At 70.9% G+C, this 22,835-nt stretch carries 24 protein-coding genes and 1 pseudogene; 11 read left to right on the top strand and 14 right to left on the bottom strand.

From position 1 onward, the window contains the following. Positions 1 to 58: 58 nt before the first annotated feature. The gene (locus AB0F91_RS01015) at positions 59 to 466 is read right to left on the bottom strand and encodes a hypothetical protein (protein WP_360593643.1); all 408 of its coding nucleotides are present in this window, start codon (positions 464 to 466) and stop codon (positions 59 to 61) included. A 251-nt stretch (positions 467 to 717) separates the two neighbouring features. Here AB0F91_RS01015 and AB0F91_RS01010 point away from each other — a divergent pair, with 251 nt between their 5' ends. After that, on the top strand, positions 718 to 951 hold the full coding sequence (locus tag AB0F91_RS01010) for a hypothetical protein (RefSeq protein ID WP_360593642.1): 234 nt from the start codon (positions 718 to 720) through the stop codon (positions 949 to 951). Between the two features lie 479 nt (positions 952 to 1,430). Here the strand turns inward: AB0F91_RS01010 and AB0F91_RS01005 are convergent, their stop codons facing one another. The 7 genes from AB0F91_RS01005 to AB0F91_RS00975 form a co-directional block, all read right to left on the bottom strand. Beyond that, entirely contained in the window at positions 1,431 to 2,048 is a 618-nt protein-coding gene (locus tag AB0F91_RS01005; RefSeq protein WP_360593640.1) for a TetR/AcrR family transcriptional regulator, read from the bottom strand. A 497-nt stretch (positions 2,049 to 2,545) separates the two neighbouring features. Then, positions 2,546 to 3,244, bottom strand: coding sequence for an urease accessory protein UreD (locus AB0F91_RS01000; RefSeq protein WP_360593639.1), 699 nt, complete (start codon positions 3,242 to 3,244; stop codon positions 2,546 to 2,548). Beyond that, entirely contained in the window at positions 3,241 to 3,960 is a 720-nt protein-coding gene (ureG, locus tag AB0F91_RS00995) for an urease accessory protein UreG (protein WP_360593637.1), read from the bottom strand. The genes AB0F91_RS01000 and ureG overlap by 4 nt, the downstream gene beginning before the upstream one ends. Further along, a complete protein-coding gene (locus tag AB0F91_RS00990) occupies positions 3,950 to 4,636 on the bottom strand; it encodes an urease accessory UreF family protein (RefSeq protein ID WP_360593635.1) in 687 nt (228 codons plus the stop codon). Before AB0F91_RS00990 ends, ureG begins: the two co-directional genes overlap by 11 nt. Next, positions 4,636 to 6,357, bottom strand: coding sequence for an urease subunit alpha (locus AB0F91_RS00985; protein WP_360593633.1), 1,722 nt, complete (start codon positions 6,355 to 6,357; stop codon positions 4,636 to 4,638). Before AB0F91_RS00985 ends, AB0F91_RS00990 begins: the two co-directional genes overlap by 1 nt. A gap of 2 nt (positions 6,358 to 6,359) precedes the next feature. Continuing rightward, on the bottom strand, positions 6,360 to 6,665 hold the full coding sequence (locus AB0F91_RS00980; protein WP_360593632.1) for an urease subunit beta: 306 nt from the start codon (positions 6,663 to 6,665) through the stop codon (positions 6,360 to 6,362). Between the two features lie 9 nt (positions 6,666 to 6,674). Next, positions 6,675 to 6,977 carry an urease subunit gamma gene (locus tag AB0F91_RS00975; protein ID WP_360593630.1) on the bottom strand — a complete coding sequence of 101 codons (303 nt, stop codon included), beginning with the start codon at positions 6,975 to 6,977 and terminating at the stop codon, positions 6,675 to 6,677. Positions 6,978 to 7,283: 306 nt separating this feature from the next. On the opposite strand from AB0F91_RS00975, the gene AB0F91_RS00970 reads away from it, so the two are divergent. Then, positions 7,284 to 8,429, top strand: a complete 1,146-nt coding sequence (locus tag AB0F91_RS00970) for a citrate synthase 2 (protein WP_360593628.1) — start codon at positions 7,284 to 7,286, stop codon at positions 8,427 to 8,429. A gap of 66 nt (positions 8,430 to 8,495) precedes the next feature. Here AB0F91_RS00970 and AB0F91_RS00965 read toward each other — a convergent pair whose 3' ends face one another. Both AB0F91_RS00965 and AB0F91_RS00960 read right to left on the bottom strand, forming a co-directional pair. Continuing rightward, positions 8,496 to 9,083, bottom strand: coding sequence for a TetR/AcrR family transcriptional regulator (locus AB0F91_RS00965; RefSeq protein ID WP_360595091.1), 588 nt, complete (start codon positions 9,081 to 9,083; stop codon positions 8,496 to 8,498). 14 nt (positions 9,084 to 9,097) lie between these two features. Further along, a complete protein-coding gene (locus AB0F91_RS00960; RefSeq protein ID WP_360593626.1) occupies positions 9,098 to 10,816 on the bottom strand; it encodes an SDR family oxidoreductase in 1,719 nt (572 codons plus the stop codon). A 213-nt stretch (positions 10,817 to 11,029) separates the two neighbouring features. Here AB0F91_RS00960 and AB0F91_RS00955 point away from each other — a divergent pair. The 7 genes and pseudogenes from AB0F91_RS00955 to sepH all read left to right on the top strand — a co-directional run bounded on the left by AB0F91_RS00955 (position 11,030) and on the right by sepH (position 18,175). After that, positions 11,030 to 11,869, top strand: a pseudogene (locus AB0F91_RS00955) (ABC transporter ATP-binding protein). After that, the gene (locus AB0F91_RS00950) at positions 11,866 to 12,690 is read left to right on the top strand and encodes an ABC transporter permease (protein ID WP_360593624.1); all 825 of its coding nucleotides are present in this window, start codon (positions 11,866 to 11,868) and stop codon (positions 12,688 to 12,690) included. Before AB0F91_RS00955 ends, AB0F91_RS00950 begins: the two are co-directional and overlap by 4 nt. Next, a complete protein-coding gene (locus AB0F91_RS00945; protein ID WP_360593622.1) occupies positions 12,687 to 13,859 on the top strand; it encodes a sensor histidine kinase in 1,173 nt (390 codons plus the stop codon). The genes AB0F91_RS00950 and AB0F91_RS00945 overlap by 4 nt, the downstream gene beginning before the upstream one ends. Beyond that, complete coding sequence (locus tag AB0F91_RS00940; RefSeq protein WP_360593621.1) at positions 13,856 to 14,479, top strand: response regulator transcription factor; 624 nt, start codon at positions 13,856 to 13,858, stop codon at positions 14,477 to 14,479. The genes AB0F91_RS00945 and AB0F91_RS00940 overlap by 4 nt, the downstream gene beginning before the upstream one ends. A gap of 24 nt (positions 14,480 to 14,503) precedes the next feature. Further along, complete coding sequence (locus tag AB0F91_RS00935) at positions 14,504 to 15,850, top strand: serine hydrolase domain-containing protein (RefSeq protein WP_360593619.1); 1,347 nt, start codon at positions 14,504 to 14,506, stop codon at positions 15,848 to 15,850. 73 nt (positions 15,851 to 15,923) lie between these two features. Beyond that, the gene (gene serC, locus AB0F91_RS00930; protein ID WP_360593618.1) at positions 15,924 to 17,057 is read left to right on the top strand and encodes a phosphoserine transaminase; all 1,134 of its coding nucleotides are present in this window, start codon (positions 15,924 to 15,926) and stop codon (positions 17,055 to 17,057) included. Positions 17,058 to 17,326: 269 nt separating this feature from the next. Then, positions 17,327 to 18,175, top strand: coding sequence for a septation protein SepH (sepH, locus tag AB0F91_RS00925; RefSeq protein ID WP_360593617.1), 849 nt, complete (start codon positions 17,327 to 17,329; stop codon positions 18,173 to 18,175). A 3-nt stretch (positions 18,176 to 18,178) separates the two neighbouring features. On the opposite strand, the gene AB0F91_RS00920 is transcribed toward sepH, so the two are convergent. From AB0F91_RS00920 to AB0F91_RS00905, 4 genes are all read right to left on the bottom strand, one after another. After that, positions 18,179 to 18,532 carry an MmcQ/YjbR family DNA-binding protein gene (locus AB0F91_RS00920; RefSeq protein ID WP_360593615.1) on the bottom strand — a complete coding sequence of 118 codons (354 nt, stop codon included), beginning with the start codon at positions 18,530 to 18,532 and terminating at the stop codon, positions 18,179 to 18,181. 18 nt (positions 18,533 to 18,550) lie between these two features. Beyond that, the gene (locus tag AB0F91_RS00915; protein ID WP_360593613.1) at positions 18,551 to 19,147 is read right to left on the bottom strand and encodes a DUF2537 domain-containing protein; all 597 of its coding nucleotides are present in this window, start codon (positions 19,145 to 19,147) and stop codon (positions 18,551 to 18,553) included. Between the two features lie 128 nt (positions 19,148 to 19,275). Beyond that, a complete protein-coding gene (locus tag AB0F91_RS00910; protein WP_360593611.1) occupies positions 19,276 to 19,455 on the bottom strand; it encodes a hypothetical protein in 180 nt (59 codons plus the stop codon). 156 nt (positions 19,456 to 19,611) lie between these two features. Further along, on the bottom strand, positions 19,612 to 20,415 hold the full coding sequence (locus AB0F91_RS00905; protein ID WP_360593609.1) for an RNA methyltransferase: 804 nt from the start codon (positions 20,413 to 20,415) through the stop codon (positions 19,612 to 19,614). Positions 20,416 to 20,641: 226 nt separating this feature from the next. Here AB0F91_RS00905 and AB0F91_RS00900 point away from each other — a divergent pair, with 226 nt between their 5' ends. After that, a complete protein-coding gene (locus AB0F91_RS00900; protein WP_360593608.1) occupies positions 20,642 to 22,141 on the top strand; it encodes a glutamate-cysteine ligase family protein in 1,500 nt (499 codons plus the stop codon). Positions 22,142 to 22,204: 63 nt separating this feature from the next. Further along, positions 22,205 to 22,822: a TetR/AcrR family transcriptional regulator gene (locus AB0F91_RS00895; RefSeq protein ID WP_360593607.1), complete on the top strand. Its 618-nt coding sequence runs from the start codon at positions 22,205 to 22,207 to the stop codon at positions 22,820 to 22,822. The last annotated feature ends 13 nt before the right edge of the window (positions 22,823 to 22,835 follow it).

Below are 22,835 nucleotides of genomic sequence, written 5' to 3'. Positions count from 1 at the left end.
GTGACGGGCGTCCCCATCGCGCGCGCCTGCGCGACGTACGGCGTGGACATGGACCTGCTCACCCCGCGGAGCCGGCTTCGGCTACTTCGGGTCGACGCTCACGTCGCTGGTCTACGCCGGCTTCACGGTCATCTTCTTCTCGCTCGAAGGCTCGATCATGGGCCAGGCCTTCGAGCTGGCGCTCGGCATCCCGCTGCCGATCGGCTACCTGCTCGCGACGCTGATCGTGCTGCCCTTTGCCCCGTACGGCATGGGCGCGGTCGCGAAGATGCAGACGTGGACGCAGCCGCTGTGGATCGCGGGCCTGGTGCTGCCGTTCGTGGTGGTGCTGGTGCGCGAGCCGGGCCGCTTCGCCGACTTCGCCGCCTTCGACGGCACTGAGGGCGCGGGCGCCGGGTTCTCGGCGGTCGGGTTCGGCTTCGGCATGGGCGTGGCGCTGTCGTTGATCGGGCAGATCGGCGAGCAAGCCGACTACCTGCGGTTCATGCCGGAGAAAACGGTGGAGAACAAGCGGGCTTGGCGGACCGCCGTGCTCGCCGCCGGCCCCGGCTGGGTCGTTCTCGGTGCGGCGAAGCAAATCGGCGGCGCGCTGCTCGCGTTCCTCGCGCTCGGCGCGGTGGGCAAGGCGGCCGCGCTCGAGCCGATCGCGCCGTACCTGGCGGCGGTGAAGCCCGCGCTGGGGCCGGTGGCGCTCACGTTCGCGGCCCTGTCGTGGTCGTGTCGCAGATCAAGATCAACACCACCAACGCGTACTCGGGCTCGCTGTCGTTCGCCAACTTCTTCTCACGCGTGCTGCACAAGCACCCCGGCCGCGCCTGGTACGTGCTGGTCAACTGCGGGATCGCGCTGGCGCTCATGGAGTTCGGCGCGTTCGCGTTCCTCAACAAGATCCTGGGTTCTACTCGAACGTCGCCATCGCGTGGATCGGCGCCGGGTGCGCGGACCTGGTGATCGCGAAACCGCTGGGCCTCTCGCCGCGATACATCGAGTTCAAGCGCGCGTACCTGCACAAGGTCAACCCCGTGGGCTTCGGCTCGATGCTCGTCGCCTCGGCCGTGTCGATCGTGGCCTACTTCGGCGCGTTCGGTCCGGTGCTCGCGGCGTTCAGCCCGCTGCTGGCGCTGGTGATCGCCGTGGCGCTGGTGCCGACGCTGGCCGTGGCGACGAAGGGGAAGTACTACCTGGCGCGGCCCAACACCGTGTCCGGCCCCGGCATCGAGGCCGACCTGCGCGCCACGCACACGTGCTCGGTGTGCTGCGATGCCTACGAGCTGCCCGACATCGCCGACTGCGCCAAGCAGGGCGGGGCGATCTGCTCGCTGTGCTGCACGCTCGACAGCACCTGCCACGACCTGTGCCGCACCACGGGGCCGGTCGACCTGCCGCTGCCCACCCCCAGCCGGCCTGACCCAGCACCGTGGTCGAGGACGTCAGGCCCGCGTGATCGCCGCGAGCATCAGCGCCCGCAGCTCGGCGCCGACGTCCTCGACCGGCAGCGGTGGCTCGTGCGCCTGCCATTCGCGCAGCAGGCCCGTGGCGGCACCGACGAGCGCGATCGCGGTGAGACGGTAGTCGCGGTTGGGCGCGACGCCGGCTTCGGCCGCGCGGCGCGCCTCCAGCTCGATGAAGGTGGCCCAGCGGTCCACCCACACCTGGTGCTGCTCCTCGAGCTCCGGGCTCACGCCCACCGCCTCGACGTAGTTCAGCCGCGGCATGCGCGGGTCGATGGTCACGGTGGCGACGAAGACGTCGAGCAGCTTCGCGATGCGCGTCATCGCGTCGGCGTCCCTGACCTCCTCCAGCGCGGCGGAGACGTGCGTGAGGGCGAGCGAGTTGATCCGGTCGTGCAGGGTCCGCAGCACTTCTTCCTTGCTGCCGAACTCCTCGTAGAAGTTCCGCGTGGACACCCCGGCACGAGTACACAACTGGGTGATCTTCGCCTGCCGGAAGCCCGTCGAGGTGAACAGCTCCAGTGCGGCCGTCAGCAACCGCTCCCGGCGCTCGGCGCGTCTCTGCTCCGGCGGGACGCCACCGTAGGTACGGGCCACCGGCCCTCCTTCCCGCCGCGCGCCGCCCAGGGGCGGCACTGGCGTCCATCTTGTGAAAATCCCAATTACCGATCAAACGGACGCGAGAGCGCTCGAAAATTGATTCCGGTAATCGCGGTGGCCACTCCGCCGAGCACTCACGAAACGCGGCCCACGCGCACGGTCCGGCGGCCGATCGCGCCGTCGAACCGCGGCGATCACGGTATCGAGCAGCGGAACACCGGCTCGCGCAGGCCCCACCCCAGGCGATCACCGAACGCTAAGTCGTTGCCACGCCTGGGAATCGTCCCTGCACCTCGCGCTTGAACGCTGTTCTGCGCCGGTGCGTCACGGCGGCACGCGCCGTTCCGTGATCCGGCGTGCGCGACACCGCGCGGACACCGCCGTGCGCTCGGTACCGACGTGGACTGGCAGGGCTTCCCCTCGCTGGAACACCGTGTCGGCGTTCCTGGTCGACGTGCGCTGGCTGGGCACGAAGTTTTAGCAGCCCAAGCGGTTCAAGGCAACAGCCGCGCGGCAACCACCGCATCTTCCGCCAGCGCCGTGGTGAGCGTGACCCCGGCGGCCGGTGAGGTGCGCGCCCACCAGTCACCCGAAGCCGCGGAACGCGGGAGAAAACCCACTTCGAGATCGGTCGCGAGCACCCGCTTGCCCGCCAGCACGGCCAGCCCGGCGTCCAGTGCCGGGTCACCGATCGTCTGCGTCTGGCGCAGCAGCGGAATTCCGGCGCGGATCACGTGCGTGGTCGCGGTGAGCCGGCCGGGCCGTTCACCCGCACGGCCCAACACCAGGACCTCCCGGGTGTGGAAACGGGATTTTTCCCCGAGGGTCGCGCGCAGCACCGCCGTGTGGTCCGCGCGGGCGGTGACCACCGTCGGCTCGGGCAGATACGCGAGCTCACCACCGTCGGCCACCTCGATGTCCACAGTGGACGAACTGCCGCCGCCGGACGGCCCCGGCAACGCGAGCGTCGCCGCCACCCCGGACAGCCGCAGTACCGCGCCAGGCCCGACGCGGACGTCGAGCAGCAGCTCGTCACCGCCCAGCGGCGCGGTGGCGGAGCTGACGAGGTGCACCACGGCCTCCCGGCCGGTGCGGCGGCGTGGGAACAACGTGAGCGGCGCCATCGAGCGCAGCTCGCGCAACACCGTCCGGCCGTCCTCGAAGCACGCGACCACCCGCGCGTGGGCCTTCACCCCGCGCGCACCGGCAGTACCGACCGCACCCACCGCGCAACGTCCGGCGCGTCCGGCGTGTCCACGAGCGACTGCGCGATGACCGGCAGCTCGCCGCGCATGCGGTGCGCGTCGGACGTCATCACGTCGAGGTCCGCGCCGACGAGGTGAGCGATGTCGACCTTGTTGATCACCAGCAGGTCGGCCGTCGTCACGCCGGGGCCGCCCTTGCGCGGCACCTTGTCGCCGCCGGCGACGTCGACCACGAACACTTGGCTGTCGGCGAGGCCACGGCTGAACACGGCGGTGAGGTTGTCGCCGCCGCTTTCGATGATGACCAGGTCCAGGGCCGGGAAGCGTTCCTCGAGCTGCTCGACGGCGTCGAGGTTGGCGGTGATGTCGTCGCGGATCGCGGTGTGCGGGCAGGCGCCGGTCTGCACGGCCGCGATGCGCTCGGGCGCGAGTACGCCGGCCTTGCGCAGGAAATCGGCGTCTTCGGTGGTGTAGATGTCGTTGGTGACCACGGCGAGGTTGAGCTCGCCGCCGAGCGCGCGGCACAGCGCCGCGGTGAGCGCCGTCTTGCCGCTGCCGACGGGACCGCCGATGCCGATGCGGTAGGCGCGCCCGGCAGTCGGGGCGGGGGCGTAGTGGTCCGGTTCGGTCTTCGTCGGATCGAAGCTGACCGGGTGGACGTGACCGTGACCATGACCGTGGTGATGGTCGTGTTCAGCTGGCAAAGAGACGCACCTCTTCCTCGTGGTGCCGGGCGTGGGCCTCGGCGAACAGGTCCAGCGCGGGCGAGCCCGGCGCGGGCAGGTCGGCCGGGTCCAGCCCGGCGACGTCGGCGGCGGCTCCGGCCACGGCGCGCACCTCGGTGCCGAGCCTCGCGACCACGGCGTTGACGGCGAACGGGTCGAGCCCCAGCAGCCGCACGGCCGCGCTCGCCGGCCCGCTCACGGCCAGGTACGCCACGGCAGCCGCGGCCTCGGCCGGCTCGCCACCGGCGATGCCCACCAGCGCCCCGCAGACGATCGGGTGGTGCGGCCGCGGCGTCTCGGCCAGCAGCGCGGTCAGCACCGGCGACGGCCACGCGACGGCCCCGGCCCGCGCGGTGCCACGGCCCTGGGCCCGTGACGCCACGCGCTGGGCGGGCGAGGGCGTACGCGCGTCGAGCTCCTGATCGAGCCGCCCCCAGTATCCACTGTGGACACCACGGCCGGCGGCTTGGGCCGAGGCCGCGGCGAACGCGGCCGACAGCGCGCCCGCTGTGCGCAGGCGGCTGAGCAGGAACCCCGGCAGGTCGGCTTCGGTCGTCACGAGCCTGCGGCCCACGGCCTCCTCCAGGCCGCCGGAGTGCACGTGGCCGCCCCCGGGGAAGCGGGAGTCGGCGAGGATCAGCGCGGAGAGGTCCATCAGAACAAGAAGTACCTTTGGGCCATCGGCAGCTCCGTCACCGGCGTCGGCTCGATCAGCTCGCCGTCCACCCGCACGGCGAAGCTGTCGGGCTCCACGCGCACGTCCGGGGTCGCGTCGTTGAGCACCATGTCGGTCTTCGTCCGCGCCCGCGTGTTCGCGACGGCGACCAGCGGCCGGTTGATGCCGAACGTCTCCGCGAGCCCCGAACCGAGGGCCTCCGGCGCCACGAAGTGGAGGCTCGACGCGGCGGCCACGCGCGGCACGGCGCCGAACATCGGCCGCGCCAGCACCGGCTGCGGGGTGGGGATCGAGGCGTTCGCGTCCCCCATCGCCGCCCACGCCGGGAAGCCACCCTTGAGCACCACGTGCGGGCGCACGCCGAAGAACTTCGGTTCCCACAGCACGAGGTCCGCGAGCTTGCCGACCTCCACCGAGCCGATCTCGGCGTCGATGCCGTGGGCGACGGCGGGGTTGATCGTGTACTTGGCGACATAACGACGCGCGCGCAGGTTGTCGGCCGCGCCGTCGCCGGGCAGCGCGCCGCGGCGGCGTTTCATCACGTGCGCGGTCTGCCAGGTCCGGATGATCACCTCGCCGATGCGGCCCATCGCCTGCGAGTCGGAGCTCATCATCGAGATGGCGCCCAGGTCGTGCAGCACGTCCTCGGCGGCGATGGTGCTCGGCCGGATCCGGCTCTCGGCGAACGCGAGGTCCTCGGGCACCGACGGGTTGAGGTGGTGGCAGACCACCAGCATGTCGAGGTGCTCGTCGAGCGTGTTCACGGTGTGCGGGCGCGTCGGGTTGGTCGAGGACGGCAGGATGTGCGGCAGCGAGACGACCTGGATGATGTCCGGCGCGTGGCCGCCGCCGGCGCCTTCGGTGTGGTACGCGTTGATCGAGCGGCCGCGGATCGCTTCCACAGTGGACTCGAGGAAGCCGGCCTCGTTCAGCGTGTCGGTATGGATGGCCACCTGCACGCCGGACTCGTCGGCCACCGTGAGGCACGCGTCGATGGCGGCGGGCGTGCTGCCCCAGTCCTCGTGCAGCTTGAACCCGCCGGCGCCGGCGGCGAGCTGCTCGCGCAGGGCCTCGTGCCGGACGGTGTTTCCCTTGCCCAGCAGCAGGACGTTGACCGGATAACTGTCCATTGCGGACAGTATGCGGCCGAGGTTCCACGCGCCGGGCGTGACGGTGGTGGCCTTGGTGCCCTCGTTCGGTCCGGTGCCGCCGCCCACGAGCGTGGTCAGGCCCGCGGCGAGCGCGGTGTCCACGAGCTGCGGGCAGACGAAGTGCACGTGGCAGTCGATGCCACCGGCGGTGAGGATCTTCCCGTTGCCCGACAGCACTTCCGTGGCCGGGCCGATCACGAGCGCGGGGTCGACGCCGTCCATCGTGTCGGGGTTGCCGGCCTTGCCGATGCCGACGATCCGGCCGTCGCGCACGCCGACGTCGGCCTTCACCACACCCCAGTGGTCGAGGATCACGGCACCGGTGATGACCAGGTCGGGGGCGCCTTCCGCGCGCGTGGCCATGCCCTGACCCATCGACTCGCGGATGACCTTTCCGCCGCCGAAGAGCACCTCGTCACCGGCCCCCGAAGGGCCCATCGACCGGTCTTCGGTCACCTCGATGAGCAGCTCCGTGTCGGCCAGCCGGATCCGATCACCGGTGGTGGGGCCGAACAGTTCCGCGTAACGCTCACGATCGATCTGCGGCATTCTCAGAACTCCCCGGCGTATTCGGTGCGTAGCCCCGGCACCCGCCGGTCTCCGCGCAGCGGAACAAGATCGACTTCCCGCTCGACCCCCGGCTCGAACCGCACCGACGTCCCGGCCGGCACGTCGAGCCGGTGCCCCCGCGCGGCTTCGCGGTCGAACTCCAGCCCCGGGTTCACCGCCGCGAAGTGGTAGTGCGAACCGACCTGCACAGGCCGGTCACCGAGATTGCGCACTCGCAACCGCACGCGCTCCCGTCCGGGGTTCAGCTCCACGGGCTCGTCGCCGGGGATGATCTCGCCTGGCCGCACTCGGTTCTCCTAGACGATCGGGTCGTGCACGGTGACGAGCTTGGTCCCGTCCGGGAAAGTGGCCTCCACCTGCACGGAGTCGACCATTTCGGGCACCCCGGAGAGCACCTGCGCACGCGAGAGCACGCTTCGGCCGCTCGCTGCGAGCTCGCTCACGGAAAGCCCGTCCCGCGCGCCTTCGAGCACGTGGTCGGTGATCAGCGCGACGGCCTCGGGGTAGTTGAGCAGCACGCCGCGCTCGAGACGGCGGCGCGCGACGTCGGCGGCGACGTGGACCAGCAGCTTGTCGCGTTCCTGCGGGCTCAGGTGCATGCGACAGGTTGTATCACCGAGTCCGCCGGGTCACCGGGTTCGGAAACACAGGATTTACCTCCGGTACACCGGGTGTCTTCGGGCTCGGTCACAGCCCGTTGCCGAAGAACCTGCCGCGACACCGCTTCCTGGACTGAATCGTTCTCGGAATCGTGACCGAAACCACCACATCTTTCATTGCCCACGGCCCGGCAGAGGAGCAAGGTTTGTCCATCCGTGCGATGAGGCGCGCCGAGGTTTGCGTGTATCCCGTCAGCGCGAGTGGTCCGACAAAGCCGGGGAAATGCGCATCGAAAGGTTCGCGAAGTGACTACCTCCACCATCAAGCAGACGAACTCCGACCAGGCCGATGACGGCTTCCGCCCCGGCCTCGAAGGCGTGGTGGCGTTCCGCACCGAAATCGCCGAACCCGACCGGGACGGCGGCGCGCTGCGGTACCGCGGTGTCGACATCGAGGACCTCGCCGGCAAGGTGAGCTTCGGGGACGTGTGGGGCCTGCTCGTGGACGGCCGGTTCGGCAACGGTCTTCCGCCCGCCGAGCCGTTCCCGCTTCCCGTGCACACGGGCGACGTACGCGTGGACGTGCAGGCGGCGCTGCCGATGCTCGCGCCGATCTGGGGCTACGAGCCGCTGCTCGACATCACCGACGAGCAGGCCCGCGACCAGCTCGCGCGGGCGTCGGTGATGGCGCTGTCCTACATCGCGCAGTCGGCGCGCGGCATTTCGCAGCCGGCCGTGCCGGAGTCGAAGGTCGACGAGGCCTCGACGATCACCGAGCGATTCATGGTCCGCTGGCGCGGCGAGCCGGACCCGGCCCACGTGAAGGCGCTCGATGCCTACTGGGTCTCCGCCGCCGAACACGGCCTCAACGCGTCGACCTTCACCGCGCGCGTGATCGCGTCGACGGGCGCGGACGTGGCCGCCGCGCTCTCGGGTGCCATCGGCGCGATGTCGGGCCCGCTGCACGGTGGCGCGCCCGCGCGCGTGCTGCCGATGATCGAAGAGGTCGAGCGGACCGGTGACGCCGCCGGTCTGGTCACGGGCATTCTCGACCGCAGGGAGCGCCTGATGGGCTTCGGCCACCGCGTGTACCGCGCGGAGGACCCGCGGGCCCGCGTGCTGCGCCGCACCTGCCAGGAACTCGGCGCCGAGCGTTACGAGGCCGCCGCGGCGCTGGAGCAGGCCGCGCTGTCCGAGCTGCGCCAGCGCCGCCCGGACCACCCGATCGAGACCAACGTGGAATTCTGGGCCGCCGTGATCCTGGACTTCGCGAAGGTGCCGCCGCAGATGATGCCCGCGATGTTCTCCTCCGCGCGCACCGCCGGCTGGGCGGCGCACATCCTGGAGCAGAAGCAGACCGGCCGTCTCGTGCGCCCGTCGGCGAAGTACGTGGGCCCGGAGCCCCGCAAGCCCGAGGACGTCGAGGGCTGGGAAACCGTCACCAAGCAGTGACCCACGCCGCCCCAATGTGGCGTTCGGTGCGTTGAACGCAATCAACGTCGCATTGGGGTGCTCGGGTCAGGTGCCGGAGGCGACGGGGTCGTGGGCGGCGGTCGTGGTGAGCATGGCCGTGAGCTGGTCGACGAGCCAGCCCTCGAGGATTTCGCGCGGCACGTTGCGTTCCTGGAGCCACGACAGCAGCGCGCCCTCCACCACGGCCGTCCAGCACCGCAGCGTCAGCAGCACGAGCGGCGACGGCTCGGCGAGGCCTAGCGCGTCGAGGATCAGCTCCACGGACCGGTTGCGCACCTCATCGATGGCCGAGTCCGTCTCCGACGTCGCGATCACGGAACCGCTGCGCAGCAAGGCGACGTAGCCCGCGCGGTAGTGGTCGGCCACGTCGATCAGCCCCCGCACAGCTGTGCGCAGCCGGTCCTCCGGCGGCCCCTGCTCCAAGTGCTCGAGCCCGTCGACGAGGCCGTCGGTGACCGTACGCAACGCCTCGACCTGCAGCTCGCGCAGGCTCGGGAAGTAGCGGTAGAACAGCGGCCGCGACACCTCGGCGCGCGCGACGATGTCGTCCACCGTCACCAGCTCCGGCGCGCGGCTGCCGAACAGGTCCAGCGCGGCGGCGATCAGGTCGTCTCGCCGGGCCTGCGGGGTCATCCGGCGCGGGCGGCTCACGGGGTGACGTCCAGCTTCGCCGCCGCGCGCAGCAGGCCGGGGGTCAGCCGCGACAGGACCAGCGCGACCTTCGCTTCCGGCGTCGACGGCTGGATCGCGCGGTCGCGCTCGACGGCCCGCAGGATGTCGCGCGCCACCTTCTCCGGGCCGAAGCCGCGCCGCGCGTAGAGCTTCGTCGACGCCTTCTGCCGCCGCGCTTCCTCGTCCGGCGCGACGCCGACGAATCGCGTGGAGCTGGTGATGTTGGTGTTCACCAGGCCAGGGCAGATCGCCGTGACGCCGATGCCGTCGCCCGCCAGCTCCGCGCGCAGCCCGACGCTCAGCGCGAGCACGGCGGCTTTCGTCGTGCCGTAAGCCGTGAGGACCTTCGACGGCAGGTACGCGGCGGCTGACGCGAGGTTCACGATCTGCCCGCCCTCGGCGCGCTCGACCATTATCGGCGCGAACACGCGGCACCCGTGGATCACGCCCCACAGGTTCACGTCCACGACCTTCTCCCAGTCGGCCAGCGACGTGTCGAGGAACGGCCCCGACATGCCGATGCCCGCGTTGTTCACCACGATGTCGGGCACGCCGAACTCCGCGCGCACCTGCTCGGCGAACCGGGCCATGGCGTGGCCGTCGGCAACGTCCACTGTGTACTGTCCGGCCTCGACACCCTTGTCCCGCACCAGCTTTACCGTCTCCATGGCCGCCGCCGGGTTCAGGTCGGTGACCACCACGTCGGCACCCTCGTCGGCGAACGCGAGCGCGGTCGCCCGCCCGATCCCACTGCCGGCCCCGGTCACGACTACGAGCCGGTTCGGGAACCGGCCGCGCTCGGCACCACCGACGCGAGCACGCTTCAGCGCCCGGCTCTCCGCACCACCCTCGACGTGGTCGATCAGCTCCGCCGTCGCCGAGGCGATCACGTCCGGATTGCTGCGGACGATCCAGTGCGAGCCGGTGAGCCGCCGCACGCGCAGGTCCGGCACCCAGCGCGAGATCTCCGTCTGCAGCGGTGTGGTCACGAACGCGTCGCCCGCGGGCGCGAGCACCTGCACCGGCACGTCGGCCGAACGCGGCGCGGGCCGGGAAAGCCGCGTGAACATGTTGGCGCGGTACAGCTTCAGCCCGTGCACGGCGTCGGCCGTCGAGACGTGTCCCGCGGCCGGGTCGAGGCGGCGGATCAACGCGGGCACGATCCCCGAGCTCCAGCCCAGCTCCGGCACGAGCGGGAGCTGGAACAGCAGGATGTAGTACGAGTGCAGGAACTGCCTCGCTGCACGCGGCAGACCCGACGGCCGCCGCAGCTGCGAGCGGAACCACGCACCGGCGTGATCGAGGCTCGGGCCGGAGATCGATGTGTACGACGCGATCCGCCCGCGCAGCTCGTCGCCGGTGACCGCGTGCCAGGTCTGGATCGAACCCCAGTCGTGGGCGAGCAGGTGGACCTTGCCGGTCGGCTGCACGGCGTCGGCGACCGCCGCGAGGTCCGAGGCGAGCTGGTCGAGGCGGTACGCGCTGCGCGCCTTCGGTTTGTCGGACTCACCCGCGCCGCGCACGTCGTAGACCACGACGCGGTGGCGGCGGCCGAGCTCGGCGGCCACGCCGTCCCACATCGAGCCGTTGTCGGGGTAGCCGTGGACGAGCACGACCGTGGGTCCCTCCGCGGCGCCGGTCACGCGGACCGAGAGGCGGACACCGTCACTGGCGGTCACCTGCTTGTGAGACATTCCGTCATGTTAGACAGTTTGTCAACAAGGCGGTTCACCTCGGCGGCGGTTGCCGTCTGCAGGGCGTTCGTGCAGTAGGTGCTTTTCGGGGTTCGCAACGGCGTTTTCGCTGGTTCCACGGGAGACACCGGCTCGTGTCCGCCGTTCGGTGGACAAGCGGGTTCCACTGGCCGGATGTCCCGCGATGACGGTACGTGGCCGCAGGATTGAGCCATGACCACAGCAGTGAGGGTGCGCGGACTGCGCAAGGAGTACCCCGGCCACGTCGCCGTGGGTGGACTCGACCTCGACATCCACCACGGCGAGGTGTTCGCGCTTCTGGGGCCCAACGGCGCGGGCAAGACCACGACCGTCGAGATTCTCTAAGGGCACCGGCAGCGCACGGCCGGCGAAGCCGAGGTGCTCGGCGAAGACCCCGGCAAGGCCGGCCGCGCGTGGCGCTCCCGGCTCGGCATCGTGCTCCAGACCGCGACCGACGCGGCCGAGTTGACCGTCACGGAAACCGTGCGGCACTTCGCGAAGTACTACCCCAACCCGCGAGACCCGGAGGCGGTGATCGACCAGGTCGGCCTCACGGAAAAGGCCGGCGCTCGCGTGAAGTCGCTTTCGGGCGGGCAGCGCCGCCGCGTCGACGTGGCACTCGGGATCATCGGCCGGCCCCAACTGCTCTTCCTCGACGAGCCCACCACGGGGTTCGACCCCGAGGCGCGGCGGCAGTTCTGGGGCTTGATCGACGGTCTCGCCGAGGAAGGCACCACCATCCTGCTGACCTCGCACTACCTCGACGAGGTGGAGGCGCTGGCCGACCGGCTCGTGGTGATCGCCGACGGCAGCGTGGTCGCACAGGGGACTCCCGAAGCTCTCGGGGGCCGCGGCCAGGCCGAGGCGATCGTGCGGTGGAGCGACGAAACCGGGGACCACGAGGAGCGCACCGCGTACCCGACGAAACTCGTCACGATGCTGTCCGGTGGCTCGAGGGAGCTCACCGGCCTCACCGTGACCCGCCCCAGCCTGGAGGACATCTACCTTGGGCTGATCGGAGGGAACCTGTGACCACCGTCGTCAACGCGCCGGCCCTGCCGGGCACCTTCACGCTCGGCGCCGCCCGCGGCAGCTTCGAGCTCCGGCAGTTCTTCCGCAACAAGGAGCAGGTGGTCTTCACCTTCTCCCTGCCCGCGGTGCTGATGATCCTGCTCGGGTCCATTCTGGACGGTCCGACCGGACAGGCCGGGGTGTCGTCCGGCCAGTTGCTCGCCGCGAGCATGCTCGGCGCCGGCATCGTGTCGACGTCATTCAACAGCGTCGGCATCGGGATCGCCGCCGACCGCGAGGTGGGCGCGCTCAAGCGCCTACGCGGCACGCCGATGGCGGCGGCGTCGTACTTCATCGGCAAGATGATCATGGTGCTCGTCACGAGCCTCGCCCAGACGGTGATCATGGCCGCGGTCGCGATGCTCCTGTTCGGGCTGAGGCTGCCCGCCGACGGCGAGAAGTGGGCCACGCTGGTGTGGGTGATGCTGCTGGGCGTGATCTCCTCGACGCTGCTCGGCATCTCGATCAGCTCGCTCACGCGCACCGCCAACGGCACGGTGGCCGTGGTGCAAGTGGTCTACCTGGTGCTGCAGTTCATCTCGGGTGTGTTCGTCACGCCGATCACGCACCTGCCGAAGATCATGGTCGACATCGCGTCGTTCTCCCCGCTGAAATGGATCTGCCAGGGTTTCCGGTCGGTGTTCCTGCCGGAGGCGGCCGCGAGTCAGGAGATGGCGGGGACATGGGAACTTCCGACGGTGGCTCTGGTGCTGGGCGCCTGGTGCGTGGCTGGGCTCGTGCTCGCGAGGCTCACGTTCCGGTGGACGAACGAGCCCCGGTGACCTCCCACGACGACGCGTGGGAGCGCTCGTTCTGGGTCTGGGAGGTGCTGTTCGCGGTCGTCTACGTGGCGACCGCCCTCCTGGTGCTCTTCGACGACGTCTCCCTCGCGGAGAAGGTCGTCGCGGAGACGGCGCTCGCGGCGCTGCTCATCGGCTACTTCGCGACCGGGCGCCGGATCGTGCGCACCGACGACAACCCCGTGCCCCGCACCGTCGCGACGAGCGTGCTGGCGGTGCTCGTGGCCACGGCCATCTTCTCCGACACCACCGCCTCGTTCATCCTGTTCATGGCTTGCCCGATGCTGTTCATGCTGCAGGAGATCCGCCCGGGCATCGTGCTCACGACGGTGCTGATCCTGCTGGACCCGGTGGCCGCCGTCGTCCGGGGCGGGTGGGAAAACCCAAGCCTGCCGATCCTGCTGCCGATGACCGCGATCCTCGTGGTGTTCAGCGTGCTGGCGGGCAAGTTCACCACCGACGTCATCAAGCAGAGCGCCGCGCGCGCCGAGCTCATCCGGCAGCTGGAAGACAGCCAGGCCGAGGTCTCGCGGCTCTCGCGCGAGGCCGGCACCGCGGCCGAACGCGAGCGCCTGGCCCGCGAAATCCACGACACGCTGGCGCAGGGCTTCACCAGCATCGTCACGCTCACGCCGGCCATCGAGTCCGAACTGGACACCGATGTCACGGCGGCCCGCCGGCACCTCGCGCTGGCGTCGGCCACGGCCCGCGAGAACCTGGCCGAGGCCCGCGCGATGGTGGCGGCGCTCGCGCCTTCGGACCTCGCGGCCGGCACGCTGACCGACGCGGTGCGCCGCGCGGCCGAGCGCCTCGCCGACGAGGCCGGCCTGCACGTCGAGTACGAAGTGGACGATCCCCTGCCGCCGCTGGCCACGGTCACCGAGGTCGTGCTGCTGCGCGGCGCGCAGGAGGCGCTGGCCAACATCCGCAAGCACGCGGGCGCGGAGTCGGTTCAGGTACGGCTGTCCGCAGTGGACGGAACGGTACGGTTGCGCGTGCACGACGACGGCTGCGGCTTTTCCCCGGACACGCCCACCGACGGCTTCGGCCTGCGCGGGATGCGTTCGCGCGTCGAGCAGGTGGGCGGATGGCTGAGCCTGCGCGGTGGCGTGGGCGGCGGGACCGAACTGGAGCTGGAGGTGCCCGCGTGATCACGATCATGCTGGTCGACGACCACCCCGTGGTGCGCGAAGGCCTGCGCGGGATGCTCGAGGCCGAGGCCGATCTGACCGTGGTCGGCGAAGCGGGCTCGGGCCACGAAGCCATCGCGCTCGACCGCGTGAGGCAGCCCGACGTCGTGCTGATGGACCTGCGCATGCCGGGTCTCGACGGCGTCGGCGCGATCCGCGGCATCCTCAAGGAGACACCGAAGCGGCGGATCGTCGTGCTCACCACGTACGAGACCGACGCCGACATCCTGCGGGCCGTCGAAGCGGGCGCAGCGGGGTACCTGCTCAAGGACGCCTCCCGCGCCGAGCTGGCGGGCGCGATCCGGGCGGCGGCGCGCGGCGAGACGGTGCTGGCGCCGTCGGTGGCGGGCAAGCTCGTGAACCGCGTGCGAAACCCGGAAGCCGCGTCGCCCCTGTCGGCGCGCGAAGTCGAGGTGCTGCGGCTCGTCGCGAAGGGGCTGACCAACGCCGAAATCGGGCGCTCGCTGCACATCGGCGAAGCGACGGTGAAAACACACCTGCTGCGCGTGTTCGGCAAGCTCGGCGTGTCCGACCGCACCGCCGCCGTCACCACGGCGCTGGACCGGCAGCTGCTGGGCTGAGCCGCGCGAGGCAGAATGGCCGGCATGCTCGCTTCCACCGAACTCGCCCTGTACCGCCGGCTCGCGCGGGAGCAGGCGGCCTCCCGCACGCCGTCCCTCGTCGCCGCCGTGGTGCGCGACGGGAACCTCGTGTGGTCCGGCGCGCGCGGCCGCGTCGGCTCCGCGCGGCCCGACGACGACACGCAGTACCGCCTCGGCTCGATCACCAAGACGATGATCGCCACGGCCGTGCTGCGCCTGCGTGACGAGGGCCGACTCGAGCTCACCGACCCGATCGAGAAGCACCTGCCCGGCACCGCGTTCGCCACGGCGACGGTGGCGCAGCTGCTCTCGCACACCTCCGGCCTCACGTCGGAGTCGCCGGGCCTGTGGTGGGAGCGCACGCCGGGCGCCGACTGGGCCGCTCTCGTGGCGAGCCTCGACAAGGACGCGACGAAACTGCGCCCCGGCTTCAAGTTCCACTACTCCAACGTCGGCTTCGGCGTGCTGGGCGAGCTCGTGGCCCGCCACCGCGAAAAGCCGTGGTTCGACGTCGTGCGCGAGGAGATCCTCACCCCGCTGGGCATGACCCGCACGACACCGCACCCCGAGGGCGCGCACGCCGAGGGCTTCGCCGTGCACCCGTTCGCCGACGTCCTGCTGCCCGAGCCCTCGCCCGACGCCGGCGCGATGGCCCCGGCCGGCCAGCTCTGGTCGACGGTCAAGGACCTCGGCCGCTGGACGTCGTTCCTGGGCGGGCACACCGGTGGTGTGCTGAGCGAGGACACCGTGGCCGAGATGCGCACGATGAACACCGTCGACGACGCCGAGGTCTGGACCACTGGCTTCGGCCTCGGCGTGATGGTGGTGCGCTACGAGGGCCGCCACCTCGCGGGCCACACCGGCTCGATGCCGGGCTTCCTCGCCGCGTCGCTCGTCGACCCGGCCACCGGCACCGGCGCGCTGTGCCTCACCAACGCGACCGCGGGCGTCGGCATCACGCAGCTGACTCTCGACCTGCTCACGATGACCGACGAGCTGGAGCCCGCGCTGCCCGACGAGTGGGAGCCGTCCACTGTGGACCCGGCGCTGCTCGCGCTCACGGGCCTGTGGCACTGGGGTCCGACGCCCTACCACCTGCGGGTGCTGGGCTCGGACCTCATCTCGCTCGATCCCGTAAACGGCGCCGGGCGCGCGTCCCGGTTCCGTCCCACCGGCCCGGACACGTGGCTCGGCCTCGACGGCTACTACACCGGCGAAACCCTCACCGTCGGCCGCGACGCGTCGGGCACGGCCAACCACCTGGACCTCGCGACGTTCATCTTCACCCGCACCCCGTACGACCCCGCCGCGCCGATTCCGGGCGGTGTCGACGAGAACGGATGGCGCTGAGTGTCGCGTTCCACATGCCGGACACCTCCCCACCGCATTGAGCAGGCGCATCCCGACCTGAGAGACTGCCCACATGACCGATGCAGCGGAGTTGAGCATCCCCGAAGACCTCAAGCCGGCCGATGGGCGCTTCGGTTGCGGACCGTCCAAGGTCCGTGACGAGCAGCTCGCCAAGCTGGCTGAGTCCGGCCACACCTACCTCGGCACGTCGCACCGCCAGAAGCCGGTGAAGTCGCTGGTCGGGCGCGTGCGCGCGGGGCTGTCCGAGCTGTTCTCCCTGCCGGAGGGCTACGAGGTCATCCTCGGCAACGGCGGCACCACCGCGTTCTGGGACGCCGCCGCGTTCGGGCTCGTGCGCGAGCGCGCGCAGCACTTCACCTACGGCGAGTTCTCCTCGAAGTTCGCGAGCGTCACGAACAAGGCGCCGTTCCTCGCCGACTCGATCATCGTGAAGGCGGATGCGGGCAGCGCGCCCGACATCGCGTACGAAACCGGTGCCGACCTCGTCGGCTGGGCGCACAACGAAACCTCGACCGGTGTCGCGGTGCCGGTCCGCCGCCCCGAAAACAGCGCTGCCAGTGACGCCTTGATCGCGATCGACGCGACGTCCGGCGCCGGCGGCCTGCCGGTGAAGGCCGAGGACTTCGACGTCTACTACTTCGCGCCGCAGAAGTCCTTCGCGTCCGACGGTGGCCTGTGGATCGCCCTCGCGTCGCCGGCCGCGGTCGAGCGCATCGGCGAGCTCGGCAGCGGTGACCGCTGGATCCCCGAGTTCCTGTCGCTCACCACAGCGCTGGACAACTCGCGCAAGGACCAGACGTACAACACCCCGGCCGTGGCCACGCTCTTCCTGCTCGCCGACCAGATCGAGTGGATGAACGGCCAGGGCGGGCTCGCCTGGACGACCGCGCGCACGCAGGACTCGTCGAACCGGCTGTACGAGTGGGCCGAGAAGACCTCCTACACCACGCCGTTCGTGAAGGACCCGGAGCTGCGCTCGCAGGTCGTCGGCACCATCGACTTCGCCGACGAGGTCGACGCCGCGGCCGTGGCCAAGGTGCTGCGCGCCAACGGCATCGTCGACACCGAGCCGTACCGCAAGCTCGGCCGCAACCAACTGCGCATCGGCCTGTTCCCGGCCATCGACCCCGACGACATCACGAAGCTCACGCAGAGCATCGAGTACGTGGTCGAGCGGCTGGGCTGAGGTCCTCGCCGCTGAGTTCCGCACCGACGGGCCCCTCTCACTCCGGGAGGGGCCCGTCGTGCGTTGCGCCACGAACACGGAACACCACTCATTCGTGACGGAACGTGGTCGGCGTGTCCCACGGCCTCCCGGTGAGCGGCCCGGGAGGATGACGCAGACCGTCGCCAAAAAGGTGATGGATGGGTGATGCATCGGCGCGCCTCGCGCGTCAAGCCGACGCGCCGTTCTAACGTGAGCACCCACAAAGGTGAAGATCGGGGAGGCGAGAAATGCGGGCGCTACGGGTGGTCGGGCTGCACGAGGATGGCAAGTCCATCGTGCTCGAGGACCCGGCGAGCCGTACCCGTTTCCTGCTCCCGGCCGACGAAACACTGCGAGCGGCGGCGAGGGGGGACATCGCTCGGCTGGGCCAGATCGAGATCGAGTTGGAGAGCCAGATGCGGCCACGCGAGATCCAGGCGCGAATCCGCGCCGGCGAGTCCGTCGAACAGGTCGCGAGCGGCGCCGGCGTCTCGGTGCAGCGCGTGGAGCGGTTCGCCTACCCTGTGCTGCTGGAGCGTTCTCGCACGGCCGAGCTCGCCCAGAGCGCCCACCCCGTCCGCGAAGACGGTCCCGACGTGCAGACGCTCGGTGAGGTGATCGCGTACGCGTTCGGCGTCCGCGGCCACGACTACAGCCAGGCCCGCTGGGACTCCTGGCGCGGCGACGACGGCAAGTGGGTCGTCGTGCTGCAGTGGAAGGCCGGGCGCTCCGACAACCGCGCCCACTGGTCGTTCTCGCCCGGCGCTCACGGCGGCACTGTGCACGCCCTCGACGAGAACGCCGAGGTGCTGCTCAACCCCAACTCCTACCGCCCGCCGCGCACGGTCCGCGCGCTCGACCCGGCGCGTGACGCCGTCGTGCAGCCGACGCTGGACTCGGCCGAGGACGAGCGGCTCGCCGTCGAGGCGCCGGCGGACCCGCACGAGGAGGACGACGACACCCGGGAGATCCCGCGCGTCCCGTCCGACGACGAGGCCGCCGACGACGACCAGCCGCGCGCGAAGCCCAAGAAGAACCACCCCATCGTGCCGTCGTGGGAAGACGTGCTGCTGGGCGTGCGTTCGCAGCGCGGCTAGTTCTCAGTCGAGGAGCAAGGCCAGCGACTTCGGGGCGACCAGCCGGTAGGCGTCGCGCACGATGTGGTCGATCTCGGCCCAGTCGACGTCCACGTCGAGGCGCACGCCGAGCCAGCCGCGGTGCCCGACGTAGGGCGGGCGGAAGAACCGCTCCGGCTCGGTGCGCACGAGGTCCTCCTGCGCACCGGGCGGCGCCGGGCACCAGAAGGCCAAGCGCCCGTCGTCGTGGTGGTGGTTCGCGAACATCACGAACGTCTTCTTGCCCCGCACGAACCACGTCGGCTCGCCGTGGCTGAGCCGTTCGGTGGCCTCGGGCTGCGCGAGGCACAGCCTGCGCAACTCGTCGAGGGGTGTCATCGGGCCAGTATCGGCCGGTCAGAGCACGATCGCCAGTACACCCAGCCACGCGGCGACGATGCCGGCACCCGCGCCGTAGACCGCCCACCGCACGATCGGCAGCCGCCGACCGAGCCACAGCGACGGCCCGATCCCGGCCGTCACCACGACCGACGCCACCAGCGCGATCCACACGCTCGTCTCGCGCACGAGGGTTTCCGCCAACGCGAGCATCGCCACGGCCACGAGCACCGCGGCGAACGCCGACACCGTCAGTCCGGTCAGCCACGGCGTCGGCTCAGTCGTCGCTCCAGGCACCCCACGCCACCGCGCCACCACGCGCGCGGGCGGCTCGATCACCGTCTCGACCCCGGACACCGGGTCCACGAAGCGCACCGTCGTCCCCATCACCGTCGCCAGCCGCCCGGCCAGCTGCCGCCCCCGCTGCGACACAACCGAAGTGGCGATCTCCGCGTCGCCCCCCGCCCGCGACACCGCCGACGCGACGCGCGCCCACTCGTGCAGCGCCTGTGCCAGGTCGGCCCCGATCGCCAGCCGCCGCGGGTCTACTTCGCGCGCACCCTCGCCACCCGGGCCGGCGAGCACCGCACGCTCGCCCCGGATCCGCAGCTCCACTGACGTCCTCCTGCTGGGCATACCCACCTGCGGGTGCTGCCGTCGAACGCGACTGCACCTGCCCGCAGCAGCGTAAGCCCCGCGAGCCGCTCGGCGGGACCGGCACCCGGCGCGGAAACCGACCGGACTCAGAGCCGCACGTCGAGCAGCTCCTCGACCGCCACCGGCGTGCCGTCCACCTCGGCCATCACGCGCGCGTGCCGCACACCTTCGTCCACCAGCGTCACCTCGACCTCGGCCGCACATTCCCCGGCTTCCGCGAGCCACGAGCGCAGCACTTCGGCCTTCTCCGGCGAAATCCGGCTCACCCGAATGTTGATCAGCGCGCGAAAAATAGCCGCGCCGGCCCGCCGATGCCAAGGCTTGCCGCGCGGCCGGGGCCGGACACACCACGGTCGTTGACCGATCGACATTTCCGCCTGTGGTTATCGGCGCGAAATGGGTATCCCGGAAATGTGAGCACCTCAACGCGTGGCGGCGACCTCGTGGAACGCGACCGCGGCGGCGGTGGCGACGTTCAGGGAGTCGACCCCCGCCACCATCTCGATGCGCACGGCCAGATCCGCGGCCGTGATCGCCTCGTCGGTGAGCCCGGGGCCTTCGGCGCCGAGCATCAAAGCCACGCGCTCACCCACCTTCTCGCGCAGTCCGCGCAGCGGAACGGAACCCGGCCGCGGTGTGAGCGCCGCCACGGTGAAACCGCTCTCCCGCAAGAGATTCAGGTCGTCCGGCCACCCGTCCAGCGGAGCGAAGGGCACGCGGAGCACGTGGCCCATCGACACGCGCACGCTGCGCCGGTAGAGCGGATCCGAGCAGCCCGGTCCCAGCAGGACCCCGCCGACGCCGAGCGCGGACGCGTTGCGGAAGATCGAACCGAGGTTCTCGTGGTCGCCGACGCCTTCGAGCACGGCGAGCACCTGCGCACCGGCGATGATCTCCGAAACCGCGGGCGGCGCCGGACGATCGGCCACCGCCAGCACCCCGCGGTTGAGGTGGAACCCCACGACGGAAGCCATCGTTTCCGCCGACGTCACATACGCGGGCGCGGCGACGCCGGAAAGGTCGAGGTCACGCACCCGCCGTTCCACGCCGAGCAACGCACGCACGGGGTACCGCGAAGCGAGCATCCGCTCGACCACCACGGTGCCTTCCGCGATCACGAGCCCCCGCCCGCCGGGACGGTCCGGTCGCCGGTCCGCAGTGGACAAGTCGCGGAAATCGTCGAGCCGGGGATCTTCCGGATCCTCGGTGAAGATCAGTTCAGCCACACCGCACAGTGTGACACCCGCATGTTGGAACCCCATCCCGCACGAAGCTGGTCCGAACGACCGGAGAACTCTGGTACGAATGGGCCATTTTCGCACACGGTCAACCCCCCGTGACGGAGAGCACCAGTTTGGCCGCTAGCCCGGATGCGCCGCACTGTGCGACGGTGGGCGGCCTGGCAGTCCCCGCCCGGACACCCGCGGACAGCAGCCAAGGAGCGCGTCAGACATGGGTACCGATCTTTCGGCGAAACCGTTCGACCAGCTGGACCGAGGACGGTACCGCCGCAAGGTCCAACGCTGCCTCGACACGCTCGCCCGGATGCTGACGGACGGCAGCTTTTCCTTCCCCCGCAAGAACATCGGGCTCGAAGTGGAGCTGAACCTCGTCGACGGGCAACTGCGCCCGTCGATGACCAACACGGCGGTGCTGGAAGCGCTCGACGACCCCTCGTTCACCACCGAGCTCGGGCAGCACAACCTCGAGCTGAACGTGCCGCCGCGCCCGCTCGCCGGCGATTCGGCTCTTCAGCTGGAAGAAGATCTGCGCGCATACCTCGGCAAAGCGTCTGCCAAGGCCACGGACGCCGGCTCGGCCCTCGCGATGATCGGGATCCTGCCGACACTGCGTCAAGAGCACTTCGACCAGAAATGGCTCACGAACAACGCGCGCTATTCGTCGCTGAACGACCAGATCTTCGCCGCGCGCGGCGAGCGGATCGCCCTTTCCATGGACGGCGCCGCGCTTCCGGGCGAACAGCCGGAAAAGCTCCGCAGTTTCGCGGAATCCATCCTGCCCGAAGCCGCGTGCACGTCCGTTCAGCTGCACCTTCAGGTGGCGCCCGAAGAATTCGCCGCGCACTGGAACGCCGCGCAGTGCCTCGCCGGCGTGCAGACGGCGCTGGCCGCCAACTCGCCCTTCCTGCTGGGCAAGGCGTTGTGGCACGAGACGCGCATCCCGCTGTTCCAGCAGGCCACCGACACGCGCCCGGAAGAGCTGAAGAACCAGGGCGTTCGGCCGAGAGTGTGGTTCGGCGAGCGGTGGATCACGTCGATCTTCGACCTGTTCGAGGAGAACGTGCGGTACTTCCCCGGCCTGCTGCCGCAGACCGACGCGGAAGACCCGCTCGAGACGCTGGAGTCGGGCCAGGCACCGAAGCTCACCGAGCTGCGCATGCACAACGGCACGATCTGGCGCTGGAACCGGCCCGTGTACGACGTCGTCGACGGCTTGCCGCACCTGCGGGTCGAGAACCGCGTGCTGCCGGCCGGGCCCACGATCGTCGACATCGTGGCCAACGCCGCGTTCTTCTACGGCGCCCAGCGCGCGCTGGCCGAGCAGGAACGCCCGGTGTGGACGCAGATGTCGTTCCAGGCCGCGGAGGAGAACCTCTACGCCGGCGCGCGCAAGGGCTTCGAGGCGCAGCTGTACTGGCCGGGCATCGGCTGGATCCCGCCCGACGAGCTGGCGCTGCGTGTACTCCTGCCGCTCGCCCACGAGGGCTTGCGCCGCTCCGGGGTGTCCGACGAGGCGCGCGTGAAGTACCTCGGCGTGATCGAACGACGCTGCCTCGCCCGCCGCAGCGGCGCCACCTGGCAGCGCGACTACGTGCTGCGCGCGCAGGAGCGCGGCGCCGACCGCGAGACGGCGCTCAACCGCATGCTGGGCCGCTACCTCGAGCTCTCGGCCGCCGGCGAACCCGTGCACACCTGGTCGCTCACCGACTGAGTACGCGTCCCCGTTCGGCCTTATGGTGGCCGGAGCAGGTCTCAGGCAGGCAGGGGAACAACGGTGCCGAAGGTACTCGGCGGCTCGCTCGAAGCGCACCGGCGCGAAGTCCGCGCGCGGGTGTTCGAAGTGCTGCGCGCGCAGCTGTACGAGCGCGGCTTCGACGCGATCACGCTCGCCGGCGTCGCCGCCGAGGCCGGGCTGGGCCGCACCGCGCTGTACAACCACTTCCCCGACAAGGAAAGCCTGCTCGTCGCGTTCGTCGAGGACGAGGCGGCGCGCTACGTCGAGCGCCTGCGCACGGCCGTGGAAGCCGAGACGGACCCGATCGCGCAGCTGGCCACGTTCGTCCGGCTGCAGCTGCGCGTGCTCGCCGAGCACCACCTGCCGCCCGGCGGCGCGCTGGAGTCTGCGCTCGCGCCGGCGGCCTACCGGCGCATCAGCGCCCACGCCGACCCGATCACCGGGCAGCTGCGCGCGGTACTGCTCGGCGGCGTCGACGCGGGCAGCTGGCCCGCGCAGGATGTGGACGTGGTGGTCCCCATGATCACCGCGGCGCTCGGCACGCGGCAGGTGATCGACGTGCCCGCCGAGCGGCTGGCCGGCGTGATCGAGGCGGCCGTGCGGTTCGTGCTGCAGGCCGTCGGTTCGAGTGAACTTCCGGATCCCCGTCCGTTTTAGAGAGCCCCAGTCC

The sequence above is a fragment of the Amycolatopsis sp. NPDC023774 genome (genome assembly GCF_040639695.1).
Classification (GTDB): domain Bacteria; phylum Actinomycetota; class Actinomycetes; order Mycobacteriales; family Pseudonocardiaceae; genus Amycolatopsis.
Note: the sequence above shows the minus strand (reverse complement) of the source record. Positions and strands in the feature narration are given on the sequence as shown.

What these genes read in the sequence shown, in the direction of transcription:
- serC (WP_360593618.1), top strand. Translation starts at nt 15,924, where the DNA reads ATGACCGATGCAGCGGAGTTGAGCATCCCCGAAGACCTCAAGCCGGCC.
- AB0F91_RS00935 (WP_360593619.1), top strand. Translation starts at nt 14,504, where the DNA reads ATGCTCGCTTCCACCGAACTCGCCCTGTACCGCCGGCTCGCGCGGGAG.
- AB0F91_RS00920 (WP_360593615.1), bottom strand. Translation starts at nt 18,532, where the DNA reads ATGACACCCCTCGACGAGTTGCGCAGGCTGTGCCTCGCGCAGCCCGAG.
- AB0F91_RS00985 (WP_360593633.1), bottom strand. Translation starts at nt 6,357, where the DNA reads ATGCCGCAGATCGATCGTGAGCGTTACGCGGAACTGTTCGGCCCCACC.
- AB0F91_RS00960 (WP_360593626.1), bottom strand. Translation starts at nt 10,816, where the DNA reads ATGTCTCACAAGCAGGTGACCGCCAGTGACGGTGTCCGCCTCTCGGTC.
- sepH (WP_360593617.1), top strand. Translation starts at nt 17,327, where the DNA reads ATGCGGGCGCTACGGGTGGTCGGGCTGCACGAGGATGGCAAGTCCATC.
- AB0F91_RS00975 (WP_360593630.1), bottom strand. Translation starts at nt 6,977, where the DNA reads ATGCACCTGAGCCCGCAGGAACGCGACAAGCTGCTGGTCCACGTCGCC.
- AB0F91_RS00990 (WP_360593635.1), bottom strand. Translation starts at nt 4,636, where the DNA reads ATGGACCTCTCCGCGCTGATCCTCGCCGACTCCCGCTTCCCCGGGGGC.
- AB0F91_RS00900 (WP_360593608.1), top strand. Translation starts at nt 20,642, where the DNA reads ATGGGTACCGATCTTTCGGCGAAACCGTTCGACCAGCTGGACCGAGGA.
- AB0F91_RS00965 (WP_360595091.1), bottom strand. Translation starts at nt 9,083, where the DNA reads ATGACCCCGCAGGCCCGGCGAGACGACCTGATCGCCGCCGCGCTGGAC.